At 69.3% G+C, this 25,976-nt stretch carries 22 protein-coding genes; 9 read left to right on the top strand and 13 right to left on the bottom strand.

The features are described 5' to 3' along the window. The first annotated feature begins 206 nt into the window (after window positions 1–206). Entirely contained in the window at window positions 207–767 is a 561-nt protein-coding gene (locus ASF68_RS16520; RefSeq protein ID WP_082498768.1) for a hypothetical protein, read from the top strand. 165 nt (window positions 768–932) lie between these two features. Here the strand turns inward: ASF68_RS16520 and ASF68_RS16515 are convergent, their stop codons facing one another. The 7 genes from ASF68_RS16515 to ASF68_RS16490 all read right to left on the bottom strand — a co-directional run bounded on the left by ASF68_RS16515 (window position 933) and on the right by ASF68_RS16490 (window position 10,167). After that, window positions 933–2,408, bottom strand: coding sequence for an alpha-L-fucosidase (locus ASF68_RS16515; RefSeq protein ID WP_082498767.1), 1,476 nt, complete (start codon window positions 2,406–2,408; stop codon window positions 933–935). Then, a complete protein-coding gene (locus ASF68_RS19095; RefSeq protein WP_200936462.1) occupies window positions 2,405–2,575 on the bottom strand; it encodes a DUF6903 family protein in 171 nt (56 codons plus the stop codon). The genes ASF68_RS16515 and ASF68_RS19095 overlap by 4 nt, the downstream gene beginning before the upstream one ends. Continuing rightward, window positions 2,572–3,522 carry a carbohydrate ABC transporter permease gene (locus tag ASF68_RS16510; protein WP_082498766.1) on the bottom strand — a complete coding sequence of 317 codons (951 nt, stop codon included), beginning with the start codon at window positions 3,520–3,522 and terminating at the stop codon, window positions 2,572–2,574. Before ASF68_RS16510 ends, ASF68_RS19095 begins: the two co-directional genes overlap by 4 nt. After that, window positions 3,522–4,430, bottom strand: coding sequence for a carbohydrate ABC transporter permease (locus tag ASF68_RS16505; protein WP_235526857.1), 909 nt, complete (start codon window positions 4,428–4,430; stop codon window positions 3,522–3,524). Before ASF68_RS16505 ends, ASF68_RS16510 begins: the two co-directional genes overlap by 1 nt. Before the next feature lie 73 nt (window positions 4,431–4,503). Beyond that, window positions 4,504–5,832, bottom strand: a complete 1,329-nt coding sequence (locus ASF68_RS16500; protein ID WP_056013746.1) for a carbohydrate ABC transporter substrate-binding protein — start codon at window positions 5,830–5,832, stop codon at window positions 4,504–4,506. A gap of 94 nt (window positions 5,833–5,926) precedes the next feature. Beyond that, the gene (locus ASF68_RS16495; protein ID WP_056013745.1) at window positions 5,927–9,085 is read right to left on the bottom strand and encodes a discoidin domain-containing protein; all 3,159 of its coding nucleotides are present in this window, start codon (window positions 9,083–9,085) and stop codon (window positions 5,927–5,929) included. After that, window positions 9,085–10,167 (bottom strand): peptidyl-prolyl cis-trans isomerase, encoded by a 1,083-nt coding sequence (locus ASF68_RS16490; protein WP_056013743.1) that lies wholly within the window; start codon window positions 10,165–10,167, stop codon window positions 9,085–9,087. Before ASF68_RS16490 ends, ASF68_RS16495 begins: the two co-directional genes overlap by 1 nt. Window positions 10,168–10,364: 197 nt before the next feature. Between ASF68_RS16490 and ASF68_RS16485 the strand changes: the two genes are divergently transcribed. Next, a complete protein-coding gene (locus ASF68_RS16485; RefSeq protein WP_082498765.1) occupies window positions 10,365–12,236 on the top strand; it encodes a beta-galactosidase in 1,872 nt (623 codons plus the stop codon). A 9-nt stretch (window positions 12,237–12,245) separates the two neighbouring features. Here the strand turns inward: ASF68_RS16485 and ASF68_RS16480 are convergent, their stop codons facing one another. From ASF68_RS16480 to ASF68_RS16460, 5 genes are all read right to left on the bottom strand, one after another. Beyond that, window positions 12,246–13,343, bottom strand: a complete 1,098-nt coding sequence (locus ASF68_RS16480) for a LacI family DNA-binding transcriptional regulator (RefSeq protein WP_200920992.1) — start codon at window positions 13,341–13,343, stop codon at window positions 12,246–12,248. Between the two features lie 76 nt (window positions 13,344–13,419). Further along, a complete protein-coding gene (locus tag ASF68_RS16475; RefSeq protein WP_082498764.1) occupies window positions 13,420–14,469 on the bottom strand; it encodes an aldo/keto reductase in 1,050 nt (349 codons plus the stop codon). A gap of 58 nt (window positions 14,470–14,527) precedes the next feature. After that, window positions 14,528–15,520, bottom strand: a complete 993-nt coding sequence (locus ASF68_RS16470; RefSeq protein ID WP_056013740.1) for a hypothetical protein — start codon at window positions 15,518–15,520, stop codon at window positions 14,528–14,530. A 78-nt stretch (window positions 15,521–15,598) separates the two neighbouring features. After that, window positions 15,599–15,946, bottom strand: coding sequence for a GntR family transcriptional regulator (locus tag ASF68_RS16465; RefSeq protein WP_056013737.1), 348 nt, complete (start codon window positions 15,944–15,946; stop codon window positions 15,599–15,601). 218 nt (window positions 15,947–16,164) lie between these two features. Then, complete coding sequence (locus tag ASF68_RS16460) at window positions 16,165–16,980, bottom strand: DeoR/GlpR family DNA-binding transcription regulator (protein ID WP_056013734.1); 816 nt, start codon at window positions 16,978–16,980, stop codon at window positions 16,165–16,167. A 120-nt stretch (window positions 16,981–17,100) separates the two neighbouring features. Here ASF68_RS16460 and ASF68_RS16455 point away from each other — a divergent pair, with 120 nt between their 5' ends. From ASF68_RS16455 to ASF68_RS16425, 7 genes are all read left to right on the top strand, one after another. Next, entirely contained in the window at window positions 17,101–18,417 is a 1,317-nt protein-coding gene (locus tag ASF68_RS16455) for an alpha-glucosidase/alpha-galactosidase (protein ID WP_056013732.1), read from the top strand. A gap of 54 nt (window positions 18,418–18,471) precedes the next feature. Further along, window positions 18,472–19,827, top strand: coding sequence for an ABC transporter substrate-binding protein (locus ASF68_RS16450; RefSeq protein WP_056013729.1), 1,356 nt, complete (start codon window positions 18,472–18,474; stop codon window positions 19,825–19,827). Then, window positions 19,827–20,786: a carbohydrate ABC transporter permease gene (locus ASF68_RS16445; RefSeq protein ID WP_082498763.1), complete on the top strand. Its 960-nt coding sequence runs from the start codon at window positions 19,827–19,829 to the stop codon at window positions 20,784–20,786. The genes ASF68_RS16450 and ASF68_RS16445 overlap by 1 nt, the downstream gene beginning before the upstream one ends. After that, entirely contained in the window at window positions 20,786–21,682 is an 897-nt protein-coding gene (locus ASF68_RS16440; protein WP_056013726.1) for a carbohydrate ABC transporter permease, read from the top strand. Before ASF68_RS16445 ends, ASF68_RS16440 begins: the two co-directional genes overlap by 1 nt. Window positions 21,683–21,797: 115 nt before the next feature. Further along, window positions 21,798–22,958 (top strand): SIS domain-containing protein, encoded by a 1,161-nt coding sequence (locus tag ASF68_RS16435; RefSeq protein WP_056013723.1) that lies wholly within the window; start codon window positions 21,798–21,800, stop codon window positions 22,956–22,958. A 2-nt stretch (window positions 22,959–22,960) separates the two neighbouring features. Continuing rightward, window positions 22,961–23,929: an N-acetylglucosamine kinase gene (locus ASF68_RS16430; protein ID WP_056013720.1), complete on the top strand. Its 969-nt coding sequence runs from the start codon at window positions 22,961–22,963 to the stop codon at window positions 23,927–23,929. Between the two features lie 247 nt (window positions 23,930–24,176). Continuing rightward, window positions 24,177–25,070 carry a DUF2268 domain-containing protein gene (locus tag ASF68_RS16425; RefSeq protein ID WP_056013717.1) on the top strand — a complete coding sequence of 298 codons (894 nt, stop codon included), beginning with the start codon at window positions 24,177–24,179 and terminating at the stop codon, window positions 25,068–25,070. Window positions 25,071–25,118: 48 nt separating this feature from the next. On the opposite strand, the gene ASF68_RS16420 is transcribed toward ASF68_RS16425, so the two are convergent. Beyond that, entirely contained in the window at window positions 25,119–25,925 is an 807-nt protein-coding gene (locus ASF68_RS16420) for a TipAS antibiotic-recognition domain-containing protein (RefSeq protein WP_056013714.1), read from the bottom strand. Window positions 25,926–25,976 lie beyond the last annotated feature (51 nt).

Raw genomic sequence — 25,976 nt, 5'->3', positions numbered from 1 at the left:
TCGCCGCCTCCTGCGGATCGGAGGGCCAACTGGAAGGTGCTTGCATCGGGAACGGTTCGGTCGACATCGGTGGCAGCGTCGAGCGGCCCGGCTCCGGTGGTGGGGGCTCCGGTGGCTCAGGCGGTGGTGACAGCGGTGGCGGCTCGACCGAGCTTCCGCCCGGCGTCACCGACGGACCCAACGGGGAACGGACTGTGTGCAGTCTCGTGCGTCCCGACGACTGCTACACGATCACCCCGGGCGAGCTGATCCCCGGCTTCGAACCCACACCCGCCGCACAACCGGTCACGATCCGGGACCTCATCAGCTTCGCGCCCGCCGCACCGACCGTCACCACCGAACCGGGGAGCTGGGGTGTGCGCGGGCTGCACACGAACGTGATCGCCGGTGCATCAGGCCACACCCGCTCGGGCACCCTCCTCGGACAGACGGCGGAGGTGAACTTCATCCCCGTCGGGTTCACCATCGACTACGGCGACGGCACCACCGCCACCAGCAGCACCGGCGGAGCGACCTGGGCGTCCCTCGGACTCCCCGAGTTCTCCAAGACCCCGACCAGTCACCGGTACACGACCGTCGGGTCCAAGACGATCACCGTGGAGGTCGAGTACGCGGCCGAGTACCGGGTCGGCGACAGTGGCTGGCTTCCCGTGATCGGAACCCTGACCATCCCCTCGGACACTCCGCACCCCATCCAGATCGTCCGCAACGCGACCGTCGGCGTCGACAAACCCTGCCGACCCGGTAAACCCACCATCGGCTGCTGAACCCGGCACCGATTCACCGCCGTGAGCGCGCCCCGGCGGCGTGAGCGCACCGCTCCGGAGGCCCGCGCCCACGTCACCGGGGCACGCCCGCGCCCGCAACACCGCGCTCACGCCAGCGCACCGCGCCGACACAACACGCTGACGCAGACCGGCGGAGGAAGAGCGTCAGGAGGTGGTGAAGACCGAGATCCGCGCGAGGTGCGGCTGCGCTCGGGATGCGGTGATCGTCACGCGCAACTCGGTCGTCTCGACCGCGTCGAACCGGAGGATCCGCTGAGCACCCACGGTCGCCGCCGAAGCGAGCACCCGCGGCACACCGTCGGCATCCAGCATCGAGACCTCGACCCCCTCGACCACCTGGCCGTGCGCGATAGCCTCCCGCACACTCACTCCGGACACCGGCTGCGGTCGGTCCCATCGGAACCGCAGGGTCGGCAGGGGATCGTCGTCGTCCGGGCGCCACGTCACCACGTCCAGCTGCGACCCGGTCCCCGTGATCGACGCGGCCGGCACCGGCGCGCTCGACATCGTGAGCAGTGCGGAGCCTGCGACGTCGAGCCGCTCCAGCTCGTCGATCAGTCGGCCGAGACCGGAGAGGCTCTCGAGGTCGGGCTCCGCGATCACCCCGTCGCGGGTCGGCGGCAGGTTGAGCAGGAACGTGGCGTTCCCGCCGACGCTGCGCTCGTAGATGTCGAAGAGCTCCTCGGCCGACCGGACCATCCCGTCCTCCGCAGGGTGGTGGAACCAGCCCGGACGGATCGAGGTGTTGACCTCGGCCGGGTACCAGACGAGCGGCTCCGTGGTCGCGACGATCGCGGCGCGACTGCCGAGGTCCTCCTCGTCGGACTGCACGGCCCGCGAGAAGAGCCCGTCGTCGACCTGCTGCGAGCGGTCGGCGGTGCGCTCCGCGTCACGCAATGACGCCGGGACCACGCTCCACTCGTCCGCGCGGGTCGATCCGGCCTCGTTCCCGCACCAGCGCACATCCGGCCCGCACACGCTGATCGCGGCGTTCGGCTGGAGTTCGCGGACGACGGCGTAGTAGCGGTCCCAGTCATACAGCTGCTTCTTGCCGTTCGGCCCCTCACCGTTCGCGCCGTCGAACCAGACCGAGAACAACTCGCCGTAGCCGGTGAGGAGTTCGGTGAGCTGCGCGACGAAGAAGTCGTCATAGGCGTCGCCCGAGCCGTAGCTGGCCTCGGCGCGATCCCAGGGCGACAGGTAGACACCGAACGCGAGTCCGGCCGCCCGGCACGCCGCCGCGACCTCGGCGACGAGATCGCCACCGCCATCGCGCCACGGGCTCGACGCGACGGAATGGTCGCTCACGGCTGTCGGCCACAGCGCGAACCCGTCGTGGTGCTTGCAGGTGAGGATGAGCCCGCGCATGCCGGCGCTCTTCGCAGCGGCGACCCACTGCTCGGCGTCGACGCCGGACGGGTCGAACACGGCGGGCGATTCGGTGCCGTCACCCCACTCCCGGTCGGTCATCGTGTTGACCCCGAAGTGGATGAAGCCGTAGAACTCAAGGCGCTGCCAAGCGAGTTGCCGCGGCGACGGCACGACGGCGACCGCCTCGGCCAGGCGCTGCTCAGTGTCGATCACCGGTCCGGCCGAACGCTCGGCCCCCGCGCGGCTCATCGGAACTTCCGGTTGTAGAGGGCGAGCAGCGTGATCAAGCCGGCGAGCCCGAGGAGCATCACCCCGAGGTTCAGCCACCCCACCGACTGGTTGGCGATGATCACCGCGGCCACGCAGCTCACGAACACGACCGCAGCGACGACGGCTCCCACACGTTCCTTGGTCATTCCTTCAGCCCTCCGGCTCCGACGTTCTGCAACAGACGTTTCTGGATGATGATGTACAGGATCACGACAGGGATGATGACGATCACCATACCCGCGTACAACCGGCCGTAATCGGCGGCCGCTCGCTGCGCCTGGAACAGGTTCAGCAGCCCCACCTGCAGGGTCTTGTTCTCACCCGGGATCAGCGACAACGAGATGATGTAGTCGTTCCAGTAGCTCAGGAAGTTGAACAGGATCGCCGTGCTGATCGCCGGCATCGCCATCGGCAGCATGACCGTCCGCATCGTGCGGAACCGCGACGCGCCGTCGAGCGTGGCGGCCTCCTCGTATGACACCGGGATGGTGCGGAAGTAGGCGAGCAGCAGGTAGATCGTGAACGGGAGCGACGTCGCCGCGTAGACGAGCCCGAGGACGAACAGGTTGTCGATGAAGAAGCCGCTCGGCATGAACGTCCGCAGGGCCTTGTCCCACCCGAGGAGCATGAGGAAGATCGGGATGACGATGTAGTTCACGTTGATGAACAGGCCCGCGAGCAGCAGCGTTTCGAGGATCGACTTGCCGCGGAACTCGAACCGGGCCAGCGCATACGCGGCCGGCACGGCGATGATGAGGACGAAGCAGAGGCCGACGACCGTGACGAGCAGCGAGTTGAGCAGGTAGGGGCCCATGTTCGCGTCGACGAACGCGTCGACGAAGTTCTGCCAGTGCAGACCCTCGGGCAGCGCCCACGGGTTGCCGTAGAACTCGCCCTTGGTCTTGACGGACGCCATGACGACCCAGAGCACGGGCACCAGGATCATGAGCGAGATGAGGATCAGGACGAGGTTCGAGATCCAGGACACCGGCTTGCGGCGACGGACGCGCCGACGGGAGGTGGGTCCGGGTGGAACCGAGGATGACGGCGGTGTCACGATCGGCGGGACGGGAGCTGAGGTGGTCGTGGTCATCAGAACTGGAGGACCTCTCGCTTGGTCGCACGGCTGATGATGAGCGCCGCGAGGAATGAGAACAGGAAGATCGCCGTCCCGATGGCCATGCCGTAGCCGTAGCTCGAGTTCGTGTACGCCTGCTTGTACATGTAGTCGAGGAGGACCTCGGAGGAACCGTCGGGGCCGCCGCCCGTGAGGGCCCGGACGAGCACGAAGGCGAGGTTGATCGAGCTGATGATGAAGAAGATGAGGGAGGTGCGGAGCGTCTCCCAGACGAGCGGCAGCGTGACGTCGAAGAACTGCCGGAACGGGCCGGCCCCGTCGAGCGCTGAGGCCTCGTAGATCTCCGCCGGGATGTTCGACATGCCCGACATGTAGAGGACGAGGTAGTAGCCGAGCGACTGCCACACCATCGCGAAGGCGATGCTGTACATGATGATCTTCTGGTCGCCGAGCCAGACCTGCGACAACGACTCGAGGCCGAGGAAGGTCAACGAGCCGTTGATGAGCCCGTTCTGCTGGTCGTACACGGCGGAGAAGATCGCGGCGACGACGACGATCGACAGGACGCTCGGCAGGTAGAGCACGAAGCGGTAGAGGTTGCGGGCGCGCACCTTGCCCTGCGTCATGACCCCGGCGAGCACGAGCCCGCCGGCCATCGTCACGATAGAGACGACCACGAGGAGGAAGACGGTGTTCTGAAATGCCCGCACGAACTGCATGTCGCCGGCGAGGGCGATGAAGTTGTCGAAGCCGGCGAACGTGGGGGTGCCGCCGACGCCGGTCCAGTTGTAGAGCGACATCCGGAACACGTCGAAGGTCGGGACGACCATGAAGAGCACGTAGAGGATGATCGCGGGCGCGACGCACAGCAGCACGAAGCGGTTCTTCCCACGGGTGTTGAGGGAGACGGAGCGTCTGGCCACGGCGCGTCCTTTCTGCGAGGAGGGGGTGGTGTGCCCGTCCGAAAGGGGGATCGGACGGGCACACCGGTCGGGATCAGCCCGCGAGCTGGTCGGTGAGCTTGTTGCTCGCCTCGTTGACCTGGTTCTGCCAGTCCTCGAGGGTGGTGGTGCCGGAGAGGACACTGTTGGCCGCGTCGAACAGCGTGGCCTTGAGGTCGACCCCGGGGACCGGCTTGGTCGCGGCGAAGGCACCGACGACGGCCTCGACACCGGGCTCGCTGTAGACGGCGTAGAAGTCCTTCGCCTCGCCGGTCAGGCGCTCCGGGAGTCCCTGGATCGGCTGGATGGCGTTGGCCTTCGCGAAGATGTCAGCGGCCTCGTCCGAGTACAGGTACGCGATGAAGTCCTTCGCCGCGTCCTTGTTCGTGGCCTCCTTCGGGACCCACGCCGACTCGACGAACGTCGTCAGGTAACGCGTGCCGTCGGTCTCGGGAGCGGGGACCGGGGTGAGCCCCCACTGGAACCCGTCGGTGCGCGGGGCGTCCTTCATCTCGTTGGCGATCCACGACCCGTTCGGCATGAACAGCGTGGTGCCGTCGAGGATGGTCTGCTGGTTCTTCGTGAAGTCCTGACCGTTGGCGTAGCCGACCGTGGTCGGTGCCGCGTAGCTGAGGAGCTTCGTCGTCAGCTCGAGGGCCTCGGTCGCGTCGTCGGACTTCCACACGTCCTTCTTGTAGGTGAGGACGTCGTTGAGGAACTCCGGCCCGCCCACCGCGGACAGCAGCGAGAAGAAGTACGAGTCGAGGTAGCCGGCCGTCGGGTAGGTGAAGAGCGAGATGCCCTCCGCCTTCGCCTCGTCGCCGAGTTCGAACATCTCGTCCCAGGTGGTGGGGACGGTCCAGCCGTTGTCGGCGAACAGCTTCTGGTTGTAGACGAGACCCGTGGGCGACGCGTACATCGGCATGAGGTAGACCTCGTCGTCACCGTAGGGGTTGGTGTTGAGGTTGCCGACGATGCCGGGGGTCAGCTTGTCGCCGACGGTGACGTCCTCGCCGGGGATCTTCGCGTCGAGGACGCTCGTGAGGTCCTCGAGGTTGCTGTCGCGGACGAAGGACTCGGTGAAGCCCTCCTTGGCGCCGAGGCCGAGGACGACGAGGTCGGGGTAGTCGCCGGCCGCGACCTGCGGGGTGAGCTCGTCGGCGAGGGTCTTGCTCGTCGTGAGCTCGATCTTCACGTCGGGGTTGAGCTTCTCGTAGGCCGCGACGACCTCCTCGTACATCTCGGAGCCGTAGCCGCCTTCGAATGCGGCGATCTTCAGGGTGTCGGCGTCGTCGCCGCTCGTGCCGGAGTTTCCCGCGCAGCCGGCGAGCATGCCGACCGTCGCGACGGCGGCGATGACGCCGACGGTTCTCGTGTGCTTCATGACAGGGGTCCTTCCCAGTGCTGGTGGGTGCTGCAGGGGGTGGTGGGGAGTGCGGTGATGCGGTTGCGGGGATGGGCGAGGTCGCAGCGGTCCGTCATCGGTTCATGGCCGATGCGCGACGGGCCCGCAGGGTGAGTGCTGCTGCTCCGGCCAGCAGGAGCAGGATCCCCGCGGCTGCCGGTGCGAGACCGTCGACTCCGGTGCTCGCGAGCGAGCCGCCGGCGGAACCGGTACCGGTGGCGCCAGATCCACCGGTACCGGGGCTTCCTGCGCTGGGCGTGCCGGGTGTGCCCGGTCCACCCGGCGTGACCGGGGTGCCGCCACCGGGCTCGAAGGCCTCGATCGCGGCGTTCAGCGCGACGACCGCTGCCTGCACGTCGGCGTTCGTCACGGCGGTGTTGCCGGTCGCGACGGTGTCGCGGTTGACGAGCGCCAGGACGGCTTCCGCGGAGGCGATCGCCGCGGTCAACGTCTCGGCTCCGTCGGCCGCCGGAGCGGCGGCGCGCGCCGACTGCGCTGCGGGCGCTGACGAGGCGAGGAGGGCCTTCGCCGTGGCGATCGACGCCGCGAGTTCCGTCGTGTCGACGATCTCCACCGTGACCCGCTCGGTCGTGTTCGAGCCGAACTCGAAGACGACCCCGGAGGCACCGAGCTCCTTGTCGGCGGCGAAGGCGTTCGTGAGCGTGATCGTCGCGCCGTCCGCCGTGTCGGTGCGGACGAAGTCGGCGTCGTCGAGGCTGCCGACGATCGCGCCGGAAGGCTGGACGTACCGGAGACCGGTGAGGGTGTCACCGTCGAGGTCGACCGTGAACGTCGGCAGGTTGTCGGGGTCCTCCGCCATCGCGGCGTTCTTGTCCATGACCGCTGCCGTGGGGGTCACCGTGGGATCGGTGGCGACGACCGCGCTGTTGAAGACGCTGATGGTGGTGAGGGTCGGTGCGTAGACCTGACCGGGCAGCAGGCTCTCGAGCGACACCCGGAGCTTCGAGCTGGTGATCGAACCGAAGTCCTTCACGACCTTGCTCGCTCCGATCCCCGTCTGGGAGGAGAAGCCCACCCAGGCACCGGCGGCCGCGTCCCACCGCTGGAGGGAGAAGGCGTTGACGCGGGCGTCGGTACCGGAGTCGGTGAACTCCGAGAGGTCGACCTCGTTGAACGTCGTGTCGGCACCGAAGTCGATGTCGATCGTCAGGGGGTAGGGGGCGTCGTCCGCACCGGCCCAGCGTGTCGCCGGATCACCGTCGACGAGCTTGCCCGCGTTGAACTCGAAGTCGTTGTGCGGGTGCGTGCTACTGGCGACGATCGGCTTGCCCTTGGCGAGGTCGACGCGGGTGTCGACGCCCTCGTTCTCGATCGGGTCGGTGTCGACCGGGTTGTCGACCTTCGCACCGACCGCGGCCTCGTACAGCCCGATGTCGACGCCGTCACCGTAGTAGAGCTCGGTGCCGAAGAAGTCGTCGGAGCCGATGCGCTCGTTGTAGCGACCGGCGTCGATCAACGGCGAGGTCTCCTGGAGCTTGAACAGCGAGGCGGAGTCGCGGATGGCGTCGACGCCGGCGTCCTTCGCGTAGTCGGCCGGGTTCCCGACGAACTCCGGATCGCCGATGACGGCCCGCTTGTCCACCGGCTGGTTGGCCGACTGCTTGCCGCTCGCCTCGAAGTAGGCGTTGTTCGAGAACACGCCCTTGTCGAGGCCGCCCGCCTTCCGCGCCCAGTTCGTGGACGTGGTGGTGGAGGTGTTGTAGAAGACGTTGTTCGCGAAGTAGACGCGGTCCTTCAGCACCTCGTCGTGGAAGCTCTCCAGCTCGGCGCCGTCGTAGACGAAGACGTTGTTGAGGATGTAGGTGGGCGAGTAGTTCGACGACAGCATGTTCTTGAAGATCACACCGTTGTCGTTGACGCTGAGGTTGTAGCGGGCGATCGAGTTGGAGCTGTTGCCCATGTAGGACATCCAGCCGCCCTGGTTGTCGTGCGAGTAGTTGTGCTCGTAGACGACGTTGAAGTTCGTGAACTCGAGGTCCCACGGCGTCGCGTCGTACTCGTTGGCGGGGCCGCCGTAGATCTCGTTGAAGCGCATCACACTGTCGGCACCGGCCCACAGGTAGAGGCCGGCGGAGACCTGGTTGTAGCGCTCGAGCCAGCCGTTCGCCTCGTTGTACTCGGCGGTGAGGCGCTGGGTGTTCGCGAACTGGAACGGGCCCTGGCCGGTGCTCTCGGCGTAGTTGTGGCTGATCGTCACGTCACGGCTGTAGAGGTCGTGGTCGCGGACCCAGAGCTGTTCCCAACCCTCGTGGTACTTGCCGGAGGCGTCCGTCTGGCCCTGCTGGTCGCCGAACCAGTTGAACGCGAACTGCACGGCGTGCAGCTCGACGTTCTCGAAGATGTTGTCCTGGATGGTGATGTCCTCGAAGTGGTGGCCACCCGTCGGGTACGCCGTGTACTGCTGGGAACCGAAGACCTGGAAGTTGACACCGGCGTAGTGGATCTTCTGCCACGAGGACGGACCGTCGATGTCGTGCGCGAAGACGTTCGTGACGCTGATGCCGCGCATGATCGAGTCGGCACCGGCCTCGAGCTTGTCGGCGTTGATCGACACGGAGACACCGTCGCGGACGTAGCTGCCCGTCGTGATGTCGGTCGCGAAGTCGTCGTCGTTGGAGACCTCGAGGTTCGCGATGTGGACGTACTGCTGGTTGCGCAGGATCACGGCACCGGTCAGTCCGACGGTCTCGGGGTTCTTCACGCCCGGGCTCGTGAACGGGCTGGGGACCTGTCCGTTCGTCGCGATGTAGGGGCGACGCGCATCGGCGGCTCCATAGGCGTCGATGACGATGGGCGCCGCCTCGGTCCCGGAACCCTTCGGCCACAGGGAGGTGTCGGACCAGGTCTCCCCGGCCTTCAGGAGGACGCGGTCGCCCGGCGCGAAGGTCGTGGCGTTGACGGGCGTGAAGCTCTTCCACGCCGTGTCGGCCGAGGTGCCCGCTGCGGCGTCGTCACCGGCGGTCGCGTCGACGAAGTAGTCCGTGCCACCCGTCGTGTTCGGGGTGTCACCGGCCCAGCCCGTCGGAGCGGCGGCCGCCTGGACGGCGGCGTCGGGGGTGGTCGGGGCCGCCGACGCCGCCGGCGCGAAGGCCGTGACGAAGAGGGCGGTGAGCCCGAGAGCGGCAAGCCCTCGGAGGGCGGGGTGGTGTGCGGGCCGGTTCCGACGTCTGCGTCGGGGTTCCGGGATCGCCGCGGGGGTGGCGGTGTTCATCAGTGCGTGTCCTCCATCGTGAGTTGGTGCAGGGCGTTGCTGTCCATCTGGCGGTCTTGGGCTGCGACGCGCTCGGCGATGAGCGCGTCGAGGGCGTCGTTCACGAGCTGGGCTCGGATGCGGCTGGCATAGGCGGCGAAAGCGGCGTCGCGGTCGACGGTGACGGTGTCCACCCGGTAGACCACGTGGTCGCCCTGCTCCACGACGGGCGAACTGAGCGCGCCGACGGGCAGGGTGGCGACCTCGGCGACCAGGCGCGGGTCGGGCGTGCGGGACCCGCCGTCGAGGAGACCGGTGGCGCCGTCGAGGGTCGAAGCGGAGACCGTCGCGCCGGTGCTGCCGACGGCGTCGACACCCTCCGTCGCGAGCCGGGCGGCGAACTGCTCGGCCGTGGTCGAGGCGAGTGGCACGGCGATCCGCGTGAGGGCGTAGGTGCTCGCGTTCAGCGTCCAGTCGTCGGCGTGCGCCTCGAACGCGTCGCGGACCTGCGCCTCGGAGACGTCGATGAGCGGGTCGTCTCCCGAGCTCACGGCCGAGGCCAGCTTGGTCCGGACGTCTGCGAGCAGACGACCGTAGAACTCCTGCGCGCGGAACGAGGTGAGCCCGTAGACGACCTCCCCCTCGCCGAGCTGTGCGGCGCGCGCCGTGTTGGTGTCGGCGAGCGTCTGTTCGAATCCGGCGAAGTCGGTGAACGGCACCAGCCCGTGTTCGTGGCCGAGCTCGAAGACGACGCGGTCGGCCGCGAGCTCGTCGAGGGCGGCCGTGCGCAGGCGGTCGATCGCCGTCGTGTCGCCGAGCGGTGCATCCCAGTCGACGGTCGCGGAGCCGGTCTCGACGAGGACCTCGTTCTCGATCGCGGGGCGGACACGTTCCATGTGGAAGAGCAGCTCGTCGCGGGTGACCGTGGTGCCACCGATCGTCCCCAGCTCCGCGGGAGCCGCTCCGGCCCCGGTGACCGCGACCCCGGCGACGACGACGCACGCGAGGACCGCTGCGCCGGCGGCGACGAGCAGACGTGTCCGGCGACGACCGCGGTGCCGTGCTGCACGGAGGCCGTGAGCGGAAGCGTCGGTGCTGTTCATCGGTGCGGCCTTTCCGTGGAAGTGGAGCGGGGTCGGCGGTGGTTGGGAGTCATGCTGGCAGAAAATGATACGGATAACAATCGCCGACACGAAAGCGTTACAAAGTGGCTTAAAGCCGACGAATAGAGGCTTGGCATCCATAACATGCATGCCCCATAGTGGGAGCCTGCACGCTGATCCGAGGAGACGACCGCACCATGACGAAGTTCGCCGACGCTGTCGGTTCAGCCCTTCCCCACGTCGCGGACGAGCCGCAGCCCGCCGTCCCCGCGGCGCTGCACTGGGGCGACGGGAAGCTGTTCCGCAACGGCGTCCCGCACTCCATCCGGTCCGGATCACTGCACTACTTCCGGGTCGTCCCGGAGCACTGGCGCGACCGGATGCTGCGGTTCGTCGACCTCGGCCTCAACTCCATCGACACCTACATCCCCTGGAACTTCCACCAGCCCCAGGTCGACGCGGCACCCGGGTTCACCGGCTGGCGCGACATCGGTGCCTTCATGGACACCGCCGCCGACCTCGGTCTCGACGTGCTGCTCCGCCCCGGCCCCTACATCTGCGCGGAGTGGTCGAACGGCGGCCTGCCGGCCTGGCTCACCGCCCGCGACATCACGCTCCGCAGCTCGGACCCGGGTTACCAGCAGCCGGTCGAGACCTGGTTCGAGGAGCTCATCCCCCGGCTCGCGCCCTACCAGGCCGTCCACGGCGGGCCGGTCGTCGCCGTGCAGGTCGAGAACGAGTACGGCAGTTACGGCGACGACGCCAGGTACCCCGGCTGGCTCGCCTCGCTCCTGCGCCGACTCGGCGTGCAAGAGCTGCTCTACACCGCCGACGGGCCCACCGATCTGATGATCGACGGCGGCTCGATCCCCGGCATCATGATGGCCGCCACGCTCGGTTCGAAGCCGGATGAGGCTCGCGCCCTGCTCCGGAGCCGCCGGCCCGACGAGCCCTTCTTCGTCGCGGAGTTCTGGAACGGATGGTTCGACCACTGGGGCCAGCCGCACCACGTGCGCGACGCCGACAACGCCGCGGAGGTGGCGCGAGGCATCCTGACCGACGGCGGAAGCATCAGCATCTACATGGCGCACGGCGGGACGAACTTCGGACTCTGGTCGGGGGCGAACGTCGTCGAGGGCGAACTGCGGCCGACCATCACCAGCTACGACTCCGACGCGCCGATCGCCGAGGACGGCCGACTCACGCCCAAGTTCTTCGCCCTCCGCGAGGCCCTCGGCATGGCGGACCAGCCGCTGCGCTCGCCCGAGCTCCGGTACCTGCCGGAACGCAGCGTGCCACTGCAGCACGGCGCCGGCCTGCTCGACGCCCTCGGTGGGCTCGGCGGTCCGCTCGCCGAGCGGACGGCGTCACCGGCGTCCTTCGAAGACCTCGACGTCGACGGCGGCCTGGTCGTCTACGAGGCGGACGTCCTCCTCCCCGACCGCCCGGTCGAGCTCGTGTTCGACGGCGTCGCCGACCGCGCCCAGATCTTCCTCGACGGCGAGCACCAGGCGACGATCACGGCGGCCGGTACGGTGACCGTGATCGGTACGGGACTCGTCTCGAAACTGACGGTCGTGGTGGAGAACCTCGGCCGCGTCAACTACGGACCGCAGTTGGGCTCCCGGAAGGGCCTGCTCGGCCCGGTGCTCGTGGAGCGTCGTCTCGTGCACGGCTGGCGAGCACGGCCCGTCGCCCTCGACCGCCTGGACGCCCTGCACCTGCGGTCGGTCGTCGAACGGTCGGTCATCGAGCGGTCGGGAGACGGAGCCACGCCCGACGGTACCGGCGACGGCGGTCTGTCGAGCGGGACCTTCCACGTCGACGAACCACTCGACACCCACCTGCGGCTCCCCGGGTTCACGAAGGGGTTCGTCTGGATCAACGGCGCGATGCTCGGCCGGTACTGGAACATCGGTCCGCAGCAGACGCTCTACGTTCCCGGGCCGCTCCTGCGGTCGGGGTCGAACCGGATCGTCGTCCTCGAACTGCACCGATCGGGGTCCGGCGTCGAGTTCGTCAGCCGCCCGGAGCTCGGACCGACCGAGGAGTACGTCGAGGAGTTCTGAGCCCGGCGCTCAGTGCGCCGTGCCGGGCGCTGCGGTGCTCCCGCGGACGATCAGCTCCGGCAGCATGACGACCGTCTCGCGCTCCGCCGCGGGCTCCTCGATCAGCGTGAGCAGATGTTCGACGGCGACGCGACCCATCTCACTGAACGGCTGCCGGATGGTCGTCAGTGGCGGCGAGGCGTACTGCGCCAGGGCGATGTCGTCCATCCCGATGACGGACACGTCACCCGGCACGCTCCGGCCGAGTTCGGCGAGGGCGCGCAGCACCCCGAACGCCATCTCGTCGCTCGAGACGAAGATCGCCGTGACGTCCGGCATGCGACCGAGGAGGAGGCCGTTGCGGTAGCCCGACTCCGGGCTCCAGTCGCCGTACAGGACGGGTGGTTCGTCGATGCCGCGGTCGCGCAGGGCGGCTTGCCAGCCGATCGTCCGGCCTCCAGCGTCCTTCCAGGCCGTCGGGCCGCTCAGGTGCCAGACGGTCTCGTGCCCGAGGTCGAGCAGATGCTCCGTCGCCATGCGGCCGGCGGCCTCCTGGTCCACCCGGACGATCTCGTCGGCGAAGGACTCGAGGCCGTCGATCACGACCGTCGGCAGGTCGGCCGTCACCCGCAGCAGGGAGACCTCGTCCCAGATCGGAACGGCGATCACGAGTCCGTCGACGCCCTGGTTCCGGAGCCGGTCGATGGCGTCGGTGATGGACGCGGCGGACAACGACGTCGTCCCGGCGGCGCTCACGAAGTAGTCGTGCTGGTGCGTCGCACGTTGGATGCCGAGCATCATCGACGAGCGCGCGTAGTAGTCGGTCTCGTGGGTGAGGACGCCGATGGTGCGGCTGCGGCCGGTGACGAGCGCGCGGGCGAGCCCCGTCCGTCGGTAGCCCGTCTGCTCGACAGCCGCCTCCACCTGGAGCCGGGTCACCTCGGTCACGTTGTCGAGGCCGCGGAGCACCCGGGAGACGGTCTGCGGGGAGACACCGGCGATCGCGGCGACGTCGGCCATCGTGGGCATGCGGGTGCGCTTGTCGCGTTGCTTGCGCCTCCCAGGCGGTCCCGGCTCGCCCTTCGGTGCTGGTGCGTCGAGCGCTGTCGGTCCCCCGGATGACGTCATTTCCACATGTTAGCCAATGGCACGGATAACACCCGCAGCCCCTCCGGTGGGGCCAGCGCCTGACCGCGCGACCGCGTCAGAGGAGTCCCTCGCGACCGCCCGACACCCAGTTCGAATCGGCGGAACGGGGGCCGCTGACCTGCTCGGCGTAGGTGTCGATCTCGGCACGGATCTCATCGGTCAGTTCGACGTCGAACGCCGCGAGGTTCGCGCGGAGGTGGGCGACGCTGCGGGTGCCGGGGATGGAGACGACGCGTGCGCCGAGCTGCTGCCCTCGGTCGTGCACCCACGCGAGCGCGAGCGCCTCGGCCGTCGTCCCCAGGCGCCGGGCGAGGGTCCGGAACCGGGCGGCGAGCTCGAGGTTCGCCGCGAGGTGCTCCGGCTGGAAGCGCGGGAAGTTGCCGCGCGTCCCGCCGAGCGGGACCGTCTCGGCCGTGAAGTCCTCCGTGAACAGCCCGCGCGACAGCGGCGAGAAGGCGACGACCGTGACGCCCAGCTCGGCGGCCGCCGGCACCACGTAGGTCTCGATGTCGCGACTCACGATGCTCCACTCCGACTGGATCGCGGCGATCGGGTGGACGGCGTGGGCGCGACGCAGTTCGTCACCGGTCGCCTCCGACAGGCCGATGCGGAGCACCTTGCCGGCCGTCACGAGTTCGGCGAGCGCCCCCACGGTCTCCTCGATGGGGATGTTCGGGTCGACCCGGTGCTGGTAGTAGAGGTCGAGGCGGTCGGTGCCGAGTCGGGCGAGCGAGCGGTCGACCTGTTCGTGGAGGTGGGCGCGATCGCCGCGGACACCACGCTTGCCGATGCCCCCGCCCGTGACGATGCCGACCTTGGAGGCGAGGAACACCTCGTCGCGACGCCCGGCCAGGTATCGGCCGAGGAGTTCCTCGCTCCGGCCGTCGCCGTAGACGTTCGCGGTGTCGATGAGGTTCGCTCCACCCGCCAGGGTCGCATCGAGGACCGCGGTGACGTCGGCGTCGGCGATCGCGCCGTAGGTGCCCGCGATCGACATCGCACCGTAGCCGATGGCGCCGACCTCGGCGGCGTCACCGCCCGTCCCGATGGTCGTGGTGGGCAGTGCGGTCGTCGACGGTCCGGTCGCCAGGGGTGCTTCGCTCATGGACTCACCGTATTGGCTCACCGGCGCCGCGAGGCCCCGATCGTCATCCGCGGCAATCTCAGACGCGGGCTGCGGCGCGGGCCACGAGCGCCTGCAGGAGCGCGGCGGGTTCCTCGGGGTCGTCGATCGTGATCGCGAACTGCTTGCCGGAGGTGCTCGTGACGACGAGGCCCGGACCGGAGCGCAGCACGACGGCCGAGCGGCCGGGCATGATCCGGTAGCCCCAACCGCCCCAGTCCATCGGGCGGATGTCGGTCGCCTCGACGACGTCGACCTGGTCGAGCGGGATGCGCTTCATCGGGATGCCGAAGAGCGAGACGACGCGGAGGCCACGCCAGTCGACGCTGATGCGCAGGCGGACGAACGAGGCGCAGAGGATGGTCGCGAGGGCGAGGATCGACAGACCGAACGTCGCGACGCCCGACTCGCCATCCAGCAGGATCGGCGTGTACGCGACGGCACCGATGGCGACGAGGCCGAGCGTGATCCACAGGAACATGAGGGCCGTGACGCTGCGACTCCACGCACCGACCTCGGTCTCTCCGAGGTCCATCGGCGCCGGTCGTGCAGTTGCACCGGCGAGCAGCGGCCGGGCCGGCAGGATCGCCGCGGGGATGACGCCCCAGAGCGCGCATGCGGTGAGCGGGAGGACCCACCAACCGAGGACGGCGCCATCGACCGATCCCGCCTGGAGCGTGAGCCACGTGGGGATGACCCAGACGGCGGCGGCCGATCCCGCGGCGATGCCGAGGATCAGGACGATCATGCGCTTGATCCGCATGGAGGGCCGTGGCAGGGCGAGCAGGATGATGGCTGCGATCGCGACGACGGACGCGATGATCAACGTCACGACGAAGACACCCGCGGCGGGCTGCGAGTCGTCCGGTGCACCAGTGCCCGACCAATGCGAGGCGACGTCGACCGGGAGCGCATCGCCCCAGACGAGCCGGGTGATGGCGATCGCGATCGCCGGGACGGCCATGGCGAGGCCGGCCAGGACGATGCGTCCGCGAGCTGGTGCTGCCGGTGGCGGTGTGGTGGTGTCGTGCATGTGCTCCCCCTGAGCTGCTGCGGTGGTCGGCGATGATGCTGCGCGGACGGTCGGTGTCGCGCGTGGTGGATGGACCGGTCAGGCGCGTTCGATCATCCGGTTGAGGTCCTGAGGCGAAATGCCGAGCTTGCGGGCCTCGGCGACCAGTTGCGTGACGAGCTCCTCGACCCGCACGAGTCCGGGGACGGCGTCCTCCCGCACCCATGCGCCTCGCCCCTGTCGCATGCCGATGAGTCCGGCGTCGCGGAGCTCTCCGTAGGCGCGGAGGACCGTGTGCATGTTGATCTGCAGCGCCCGGGCGAGGTCGCGAGCGGGCGGCAGCCGCTCCCCCGGACCGAGGTCGCCCGAGGCGATCCCCGACCGCACCTGCACAGCGATCTGCTCGGCGAGGGAGGTCGTCGAGGTCGGATCGATGCGGAACAACATGTTTGCAATGCTACTAGAACAATGCATTCCCCGCCAGGGACATCTGTCGACTTGAAGGCCAGCGCGGTGCGCTGACGTGAGTGCGCGGGAATCGGCGTGAGCGCACCCCACAACCGTGAGCGCGCCCCTCCGGAGGCCCGCGCTCACGTCACAGGCCCGCGCTCACGTCAGCGCACCGCGCTGGCGCAAGCCACCGAGGTGGGATGGACTGGCGGATGTCAGAGGGCGACGACGTGCACCGCGATGTCAGCCGCGGCCAGACGCTCGAGTTCGACAGGATCGGCCGAGGCGTCCGTCACCAGGTCGTGGATCTGCCCGAGGTCCGCCATACGCGCGAGCGTGACGCGCCCCACCTTCGAGCCGTCGGCGACGACGATCACCCGCTGCGCGTGCGTCACCATCGCGAGGTTCGTCCGCGCCTCACGCTCGTCGTGGGTCGTCGCCCCACCGGACGCACTGATGCCGTCGGTTCCGAGGATCGCGGTCCCCACGTTGATCGCGCTGAAGGTGTTCTCGGCGAGCGCCCCGACGGCCTCGAACGACGAGGAGCGCACCAGGCCGCCGGTCATGATGACCTGCAGGTTCGGCCTCGACGCGATCTCCGTCGCCGTCGTCAGCGAGTTCGTCACGATCGTGAGCTCCGAGCGGTTGCTGAGCTCCTTGGCGACGGCCGCCGTCGTCGTCCCGCCGCTCAGCGCGATGGCGTAGGGGCCGGCGGGGATCATGTCGGCGACCCGCCTGGCGATACGACGCTTCGCCTCCCGGAACTGGGTGTCGCGGAACCGGACCGGCACCTCGTCGCGCGCGTCGATCGCCCGGGCACCACCGTGGGTGCGGAGCACGAGGCCGAGGTCGTCGAGGTCGGCGAGGTCGCGTCGGATCGTCGGCGCGGAGACCGCGAGCCGGGTCGTCAGCTCGTCGATCGAGACCACTGCGTCGGCGGCGGCCAGCTGCGCGAGGATGTCGCGCATCCGCTGACTGCGCTTCCCCGACGGCGCACGCTGCGACAACTCCGCCGCGGTGGGTCCCTGCATGGCGACTCCTCCGTCGTCCCGTCGCCTGGCGCACCCCCGACGCTCAGCGAAAGTGATCACTTCAGGCAAAATCCGATCAACTTCTTGCTCGGTTCGATCACTGTAGTCGATGATCGCTCCATGACACGAGTGACTTTCATCGGAGCAGGCAGCGTCGTCTTCACCCGCCAGCTCATCGCCGACCTGCTGCGGTACCGCGAGCTCGCAGGGCTCGAGATCGTGCTGCACGACATCAACGCGGAACGCCTCGCCGTGGCGGAGGGCACCGCCCGTCAGGTGGACGAGCGTCTCGCCGGTCGTGCCACGATCACCGCCGAATCCGACCGCCGCCGGGCACTCGCCGGCGCCGACTTCGTGATCAACATGGTCCAGGTCGGCGGGATCGCCGCGACCTACTCCGACCTCGAGATCCCGGCCGCGCGCGGCCTCCTGCAGACCATCGGCGACACCACCGGCGTCGGCGGCGTCTTCCGAGCCCTCCGCACCTTCCCGCTGCTCTCGGCGCTGACCGCCGACATGCGGGAGATCTGCCCCGACGCCCACCTGCTCAACTACACCAACCCGATGGCCATGAACATCTGGTGGGCGTCGGTCGTCGCCCCCGACATCAGCGCGATCGGCCTCTGCCACAGCGTCTTCTGGACGGTGAACGACCTCTGCGAGCTCGTCGGCGTCCCGATCGAGGGCACGACGTACCGCGCCGCCGGCGTCAACCACCAGTCCTGGTTGCTCGAGTGGACGCACGACGGCCGCGACCTCTATCCGCTGCTGCGTGAGCGCATCCGGAACGACCCCGAGCTCAGCCGGCGCGTGCGCGTCGAGATGTTCCGACGCATCGGCTTCTACCCGACGGAGACGAGCGAGCACTCCTCCGAGTACCTGTCGTGGTTCCTCCGCTCCCCCGAGCAGGTCGCGCGCTACCGGCTCCAGCCGCTCGAGTACCTCGGCATCAGCGAGGAGAACGTCGCCGAGTTCGAGGCGACGAAGGCGGCACTCGCGTCCGGCACCCCGCTGACGCTCGAGGAGGAGGCCAGCGAGTACGCCCCGCAGCTCATCCACTCGCTCGTGACGGACACCCCGCGCCTCATCCACGGCAACGTCGTCAACCGCGGCCTCATCGACAACCTGCCGCAGGGCGCGGTCGTCGAGGTGCCCGTGCAGGTCGACGCGAACGGGATCGCCCCGCAGGCGATGGGCGCGCTGCCCGTGCAGTGTGCCGCGCTCAACCGCCCCTACGTCTCGGTGGCCGAACTCACGATCGAGGCCGCCCGCACCGGGAACCCGACACTCATCCGTCAGGCGGTGCTCATGGACCCGAACGCCTCCTCGACCCTCACGCCGGAGCAGATCTGGGAGCTGTGCAACGACCTCGTCGCCGCGCACGGCGACCTCCTGCCGGAGCCGCTGCGGGAGATCATCCCCGCCGACCGCATCTGACCGCACCGCCGACCCGCACCGTTCCCGAACGATCGACACAGGAGACGACCACCGATGTTCCCACCCCGTTCCACGATCCACGTCCCAGCCTCGCGTCACGCACGCCGAGCACGCCGCCTCATCACCGCGACCGCCATCGTCGCCGCCGGAGCCCTCGCGCTCTCCGGCTGCGCCGGCGGATCCTCCGGTGCGACGACCCTCGACAAGGAGGCGAAGGTCAAGCTCACGTTCTGGACGGGGCAGGCCGACGCCGCCCAGCAGATCCTCACCGGTCTCGTCGACGAGTTCGAGGAGCTGCACCCGAACGTGACCATCGACGTGTCGTCCGGCGCGCCGTCGACGGAGGACCTCCTGCAGAAGCTCTCCGCGAGCTTCGCCGGCGGCAACTACCCGGACGTCTCCTACGCGTTCGGTTCGTGGGCGAGCCGCCTCGAGGCCTCCGGTCGCACCCTCGACATCACCGACCAGGTGGCGGAGCCCGACGTCAAGTGGGACGAGTTCTCCGAGGCCGCACGCCAGACCGTGCAGCCGACGGGCGAGAAGACCATCGGCTTCCCGGCGGTCGTCGACAACATCTCGCTCCTGTACAACACGACGGTGTTCGACGCCGCCGGTGTCGCCTACCCGACGGCCGACTGGACCTGGGACGACTTCCGTGAGGCGTCGAAGCAACTGACCGACCCGGCGACGAACACCTACGGGTATGCGTACTCCGTCTCCGGCAGTGAGGAGACGACCTGGCAGTTCTGGCCGCACCTCTGGCAGAACGGCGGGTCGATCATCTCCGACGACGACAAGACCGCCGAGTTCGCCTCCGACGCCGGGGTCGACGCCCTCGCCTTCCTCCGCGACATGGCGGTCGAGGACAAGAGCGTCTACCTCGACCAGACCGACACGAAGTTCGGCGACCTGTTCGCCAGCGACCGCATCGGCATGATCACCTCCGGCCCGTGGCAGCTCTCCACCCTGCAGACGAAGGGCACGAAGTACGGCGTCACCGTCCTGCCGGGCACCGACGGCGACCACCAGACGGTCTCCGGTCCGGACGTGTGGGCCCTGTTCGACCACAAGGACAAGAACCGCGAGTACTGGGCGTACGAGTTCACGAAGTGGCTCACGGACTCCGAGCAGGACCTCAAGTGGAACGTCGCGTACGGCAACCTGCCGCTGCGGTCGAGCGAGATCGACACCCCGGAGTTCCAGGCGCAGGTGGACAAGCTCCCCGGTCTCGACGTCATGGCCGAGAACGGCGTGAACGCCAAGCAGGCCCGACCGACCGTCCCGGGCTACGTGGGACTCTCCGAGGCGATCGGCAAGGCGATCTCCGCGGTCCTGCAGGGGCAGGGCGAGCCGAAGCAGGCGTTGGAGGATGCCGCGAAGGCCGCCGACGCCGCCCTGGCGGACGACTGATGTCGACCACCGCGGAACGCGACACGAAGCGCACGGCGAAGCCGGGGCGGGGTGGGCACAGGCCCGCCGCGCCCCGGCCCGGCCGGCGACGCCTCCGCGACAACCTCACCGGCTGGGGCTTCGTCGCCCCGGCGATGCTCATCGTGCTCGGTCTGTCGATCTTCCCCGCGATCTGGGCGTTCTTCCTGTCGCTCCAGAAGTGGGACGGCTTCAGTGAGCCGGAGCAGGTCGGGCTCGAGAACTACGCCAGCATGATCGGCAACGACGAGCTGCAGGCGGCCGTCGTGCACACCGTCGTCTACACGCTCCTGTTCGTCCCGGCGTCGCTCGGCCTCGGGCTCTTCCTCGCCGTCGCCCTCAACCGCCGGATCCGCTTCATCGGGGTCTACCGCACGGCGATCTTCGTCCCGTTCGTCGCGTCGGCCGCGGCCACCGGCATCCTCACCACCTACCTCTTCAACCCGCAGTTCGGCCTCCTCAACACCGTGTTCCGCTTCCTCGGGCTGCCGGCGCAGGGGTGGCTCGAGGACCAGGGGCAGGCGATGGTCGTCATCACGATCATGTCGCTCTGGGGGCAGGCGGCCTTCACGACCGTCATCTATCTGGCGGCACTGCAGGACATCCCCTCCGAGCTCCTCGAAGCCGCCCGGATCGACGGGGCGAACGCCTGGCAGTCGTTCTGGCGCATCACCTTCCCGCAGCTCGGACCGGTCACCGTGTTCGTGGCGATCTGGCAGTTCATCCAGGCGATCCAGCTGTTCGACCTCGTGTACACCACCACCAGGGGCGGCCCGCTCGGCGCCACCCAGACGATCGTGTTCTACCTGTGGGACGCGGCGTTCAAGCAGTTGCAGTTCGGGTACGGCTCCGCCGTGGCCTACGGCCTCTTCGCGGTGACCCTCGTCGCCACGATCGGTGTCGTCCTGTACTCCCGCCGGTCCAACGTGGAGGCATTCTGATGACCGTCCTGACCACCCCACCGCGTGGCGACGCCGCCACCGGCAAGCCCTCGGTCACCGCACCGCCCGCCGAACGCCGCACCCGTCGGCGCTTCAGCCTCTGGCACCTCGTGCTCGCGCCGATCGCGATCATCTTCGCGATCCCGTTCGTGCAGATGTTCATCACCTCGGTGACGCCGGAGTCGGAGATCAACACCTTCCCGCCGCGGATCCTCCCGTCGCACATCACCTTCGACGGCTTCGCGAAGCTGTTCACGGAGTCGGGCATCCTGCTGTGGCTCGGCAACACGGTCATCGTGTCGGCCGTCGCCGTCGCCTCCCACCTCGTGCTCTGCTCGCTCGCCGGCTACGGCTTCGCCCGCCTGAAGTTCCGCGGCAAGACGATGGGCTTCCTCATGATCGTCGCCACGATCATGATCCCCACGCAGCTGCTCATGATCCCGACCTACATCCTGTTCTCGCGGCTCGGACTCATCGACAGCCTGGGCGCCGCGATCGTGCCGTGGCTCGCGTCCGCGTTCGGCATCTTCCTCATGCGGCAGTTCTTCCTGTCGCTGCCGGCGGAGCTCGAGGAGGCCGCCCTCATCGACGGCTGCACCCGCCTGCAGGTGTTCTTCCGGGTGATCCTGCCGCTCGCGAAACCGGCTCTGGCGACCCTCGCGATCTTCACCCTGCTGGGTTCGTGGAACGACCTCGTCTGGCCGCTCATCGCGATCAACAACGACCAGGTCTTCACCCTGCAGCTCGGCATCACGAACTTCCAGGGGGCACGGCGCACCGACTGGGCGCTCCTCATGGCCGGGAACGTCGTCGCCACGCTGCCGCTCATCCTGTTCTTCATGGTCGCTCAGAAGCAGTTCGTCGCGACCATGACCTTCTCGGGACTCAAGGGGTAGTCGCCCATCCCGGCGTGGCAGGATCACGTCCATCGCCGCGCCTGCAGCTCGGGCACGGCCACCGCAGCCCCACCGCAACACCCCCCATCACTTCGACCCATCCCAGGAGCCACCCGTGTCCATCACCACCATCGTCGGTTCGGAAGCCACCGTCCGCGAGATCACCCAGCAGCCCGACGTCTGGCTGGAGGCGTCGACGGGGATCGCCGCCCGCCGCGACGAGATCGACGCGTTCCTCGCGCCGCTCCTCGCGCGGCCCGAGCTGCGCATCGTCCTGACCGGCGCGGGCACCTCGGCCTTCATCGGTGAGATCGCGGCGCCGTCGCTGACCCGGACGCTCCGCCGCCGGATCGACGCGGTCGCGACCACGGACATCGTCTCCAACCCGCGGGAGGCGTTCGCCGAGGACGTCCCCCTGCTGCTCGTGTCCTTCGCGCGCTCCGGCAACAGCCCCGAGAGCGTCGCCGCGACCGAGCTCGCCGACCAGTCGCTCGCCGAGGTCCACCACCTGGTGATCACCTGCGACGAGACCGGCGAGCTGTACCGACGCCACCACGACCGCGCGTCGTCGCTCACCGTCCTCATGCCTCGCCGCTCCAACGACGAGGGCTTCGCGATGACGTCGAGCTTCAGCTCCATGCTGCTCTCGGTCCTCCTCATCCTCGGGGGCGCCGACGAAGCCGCAGTCCAGGCACTCGCGGCCGGCGCGACGACGATCCTCGACCAGCGCGAGGTCGACATCCGCGCGCTCGCCAACGAGGGGTGCGAACGCGTCGTCTACCTCGGCAGCGGTCCGCTCACCGGGCTGGCCCGGGAGTCGGCGCTCAAGCTCCTCGAGCTGACCGCCGGACGCATCGTCACCTACTACGACTCGGCACTCGGGTTCCGTCACGGTCCGAAGGCCGTCGTCGACGACAGCACGCTCGCGGTCGTCTACCTGTCCTCCGACCCGTACACGCGCCGGTACGACCTCGACATCGTCGCCGAACTGCGCGCGACGCTGTCGCCGGAGCGCGTCATCGCGATCTCCTCCGAACCGGTCGAGGGCGCAACGGCGCAGGACTGGGTGCTCCCCGAACTCGCCGGCCTCGACGACGCACAGCTCGCCGTGGGCTTCGTGCTCGTGGCGCAGCTGCTCGGGCTGTCGTACTCGCTCCAGCTCGGTGCGACGCCGGACAACCCGTTCCCGAGCGGCACGGTGAACCGAGTCGTGCAGGGCGTCCGGATCCACCCGATGACCTCCGGCGCAGCGAGCACCGCACCCGAGGAGCGGTAGGCGTGTCACTCTTCCTCGGTGTGGACGGCGGCGGCTCGAAGACCGCGTTCGTGCTCCTCGACGACGGCGGACACATCGTCGCCGAGGCGCAGACGGCCAGCTGCTACTACTTCGACGACGACGGCATCGAGCTCGTCGGTCGGATCCTCACCGAGGGGGTGGCGGCGGTCACGTCGCGGGCGGGGGTCGAGGCGTCCGACATCGATCAGTCGTTTCTCGGTCTACCGGGATACGGCGAGGTCAGTTCCGACCTCGACCGCCTGAACGCGATCCCCGGCGAGGTGCTCGGTCACGACCGGTACTCGTGCGACAACGACATGGTGTGCGGCTGGGCCGGATCGCTCGGCGCCGTCGACGGCATCAACGTGATCAGCGGCACCGGGTCGATGACCTACGGCGAGCGCCGTGGCCGCGGGCACCGGGTCGGCGGGTGGAGCGAGCTGTTCGGCGACGAGGGCTCGGCGTACTGGATCGCCGCTCGAGGCTTGAACGCCTTCACGCGGATGAGCGACGGCCGGCTGTCACGCGGGCCGCTCTACGACCTCATGAAGGCGCGGGTCGGGATCACGAGCGATCTCGACGTGATCGACGTCGTGGTCAACGAGTGGAAGGGGCAGCGCGCGCGCATCGCGGACCTCGCGAAGACGGTCGTCGCTGCGGCGGAACAGGGTGACGAGGTCGCCGCGCGCATCCTGGCCGACGCGAGCGAGGAGCTGGCCGAGATCGTCGAGGCGACGCGCGTGGAGCTCGGCTTCGGCGAGGACGAGGTCGTCCCGGTGTCGTACTCGGGCGGGGTGTTCTCGGCCGAGCCGGTGCGGACGGGCTTCGAACGGGCCGTCGCGGCACTACCCGCCCGCTACGACCTCCGGACCCCGCTGTTCGGTCCGGCGGTCGGTGCAGCCCTGTACGCCGCGAAGCGGGCCGGCGCACCGCTCTCCCCCGCGGCCCTCGAGGCCCTCCGCGCCAGGTAGTCCTCCCTCCCCTCCCCCTTGGGCCAGCGCGGTGCGCTGACGCGAGCGCGGGTCCAGCGCGTGAGCGCGGGTCTCCTGAGGGTCGCGCTCACGCACATTGGGCGCGGTCACGCCGAGTGCGCAGCGCTCGGGCCCGGCGCGCAGCGGCCAGGTCGGAGGGGCGCGCTCGCGTCGTCGCACCGCGCTGGCAGCTCCCCGGCCGGACGCACTTGACCCTCACGCGGCGTGAGGCTTTAGCGTCGTCACCATGACGATCACGATCCTCGACACCGCCAGCGGCATGCGTTCGGTCCTCGATGCACCGGAAGCCGAACGACCAGCGCGACTCCGCGCCATGCTCGAGCCCGTCGCCGACATGTACCGGTACTTCCCCGGCGAGGTCGACCTGCTCGCCATGCACACGATGGGCTCGGGGTTCCCGATCGACCGGAGTCGGGATCGGGTCGTCGACGCCCTCGACCGACTCGTCGCCGCGGACGCCTGGGCGCGGATCGAGCGCGCTCTCGACGACGCGCTGACGGTGCAGCTCGACGCGCTCCCCAGCCTGGTGGTACCCGACATCACCGTCCTGCTCGTCCTCGGCGACCCCGACGACAGCTACTTCATGGACGCCATCCGCGGTTTCATCGGCAACGGCAGCGCGACGGGGTTCCTCTCGCTCATCCTCTGGCCGACGGAGGAGAACCTCGCGCGCCTCGAAGCGGCCGCCGTCCACGAGCTCAACCACAACCTGCGATACGCGCCGGGTGGTGTGGTCTGGGATCCGGCGACCGTCGTGGTCGGTGAACAGGTGGTCTCGGAGGGGCTCGCGGACGCGTTCGCCCGGCAGCTGCACGGGGTGTCCGGCTACACGCCGATCGGGGTCGCGCACCTCGACGACGACACGGTGCTCGATCGGGTGGTCGAGGGGCTCGAGGTCGGGGGGATGCAGTACTTCGTCTCGTGGGTGCACGGCGACGAGGCGGCCCTGCGGTTCGGAGGTGAGCCCGTCGGGCTACCGATGGGTGCCGGCTACGCGGCGGGGAACCGCCTGGTGGACGCCTACCTGTCGGCGACCGGGACGACCGCGGCCGAGGCGCTGCACGTTCCGAGCGCGACGATCATCGAGGTCGCGCTGCGCGAACTGGGCCGAGCCGGCTGAGCTGACCGAGCCGGCCGCGCTTGCTGAGCCGACCGCGCTGGCCCGCGGTCATTCCCAGACGGCGGTCTCCGGGTCGACGCCGTGGGTGCGTGCGTTCGCGTCGATGAGGGTCGAGAGCCAGGCGGCGAGGCCCGGCTCGACCCGGTCGTAGGTGTCGGCCATGCCGGGCTCCGTCAGCGCGAGGCGACCGGTGATCACGTGCATGGCCGGCGTGCAGTGGAAGTACTCGCCGAGGGCGGCTCGATGCCGTTCGGCGAGGGCGTTCGCCGCCTCGGATCCGGCGACGACCCCGACCCGCTTGGCCTCGGCGAGTTCGTCGACGAGGTCCCGGAGTGGGCCGACGACCGCACGCCAATCCTCCGGCGTGCGCTCGGCGGACCGCTCGGCGTACTCGGCCCACTGCGCGGAGTCGCCCCAGCGAGCGCGTGCGGACTCGGCCATCGTCGGGTTCCAGTCGTCACCGAAGACGTCGTGGTGCTGGTCCTCCGGGACGAGCACACCGACCTCGTCCGCTTCGAGCAGGCGGTCGACGGAACGCGCGACGTCTTCGAGCCGGGCGATCGTGTCGGCGAGGTCGCGGCGCCGCTGCGTGAGCTCCGCGCGGCGTTCCGCGGCCGGCGCGGTGAGGAGCGTGGGGATCCGGGCCAGTGGGACGCCGAGGTCGCGCAGCAGGAGGACGCGTCGGAGTCGAGCGACGTCGACGGGCAGGTACGAGCGGTAGCCGCTGTTCGTCCTCCCCGAGGGTGTCGCGACCCCGAGTTCATCCCAGTGGTGGAGGGTGCGGACGCTGACCCCGATCTCGGCCGCCACCCGGCCGACGGTCATGCCGCCCTCGGTCACCCCGTGCTCGTCCATCGCCCCAGCATCGCACTCCTGCCCTGTCCCCGCCTTCGGCCAGCGCGGTGC

The organism is Plantibacter sp. Leaf314, from assembly GCF_001423185.1.
Taxonomy (GTDB): Bacteria; Actinomycetota; Actinomycetes; order Actinomycetales; family Microbacteriaceae; genus Plantibacter.
The sequence above is the reverse complement of the archived record's forward strand: the minus strand, read 5'-3'. Positions and strand labels throughout refer to the sequence as shown.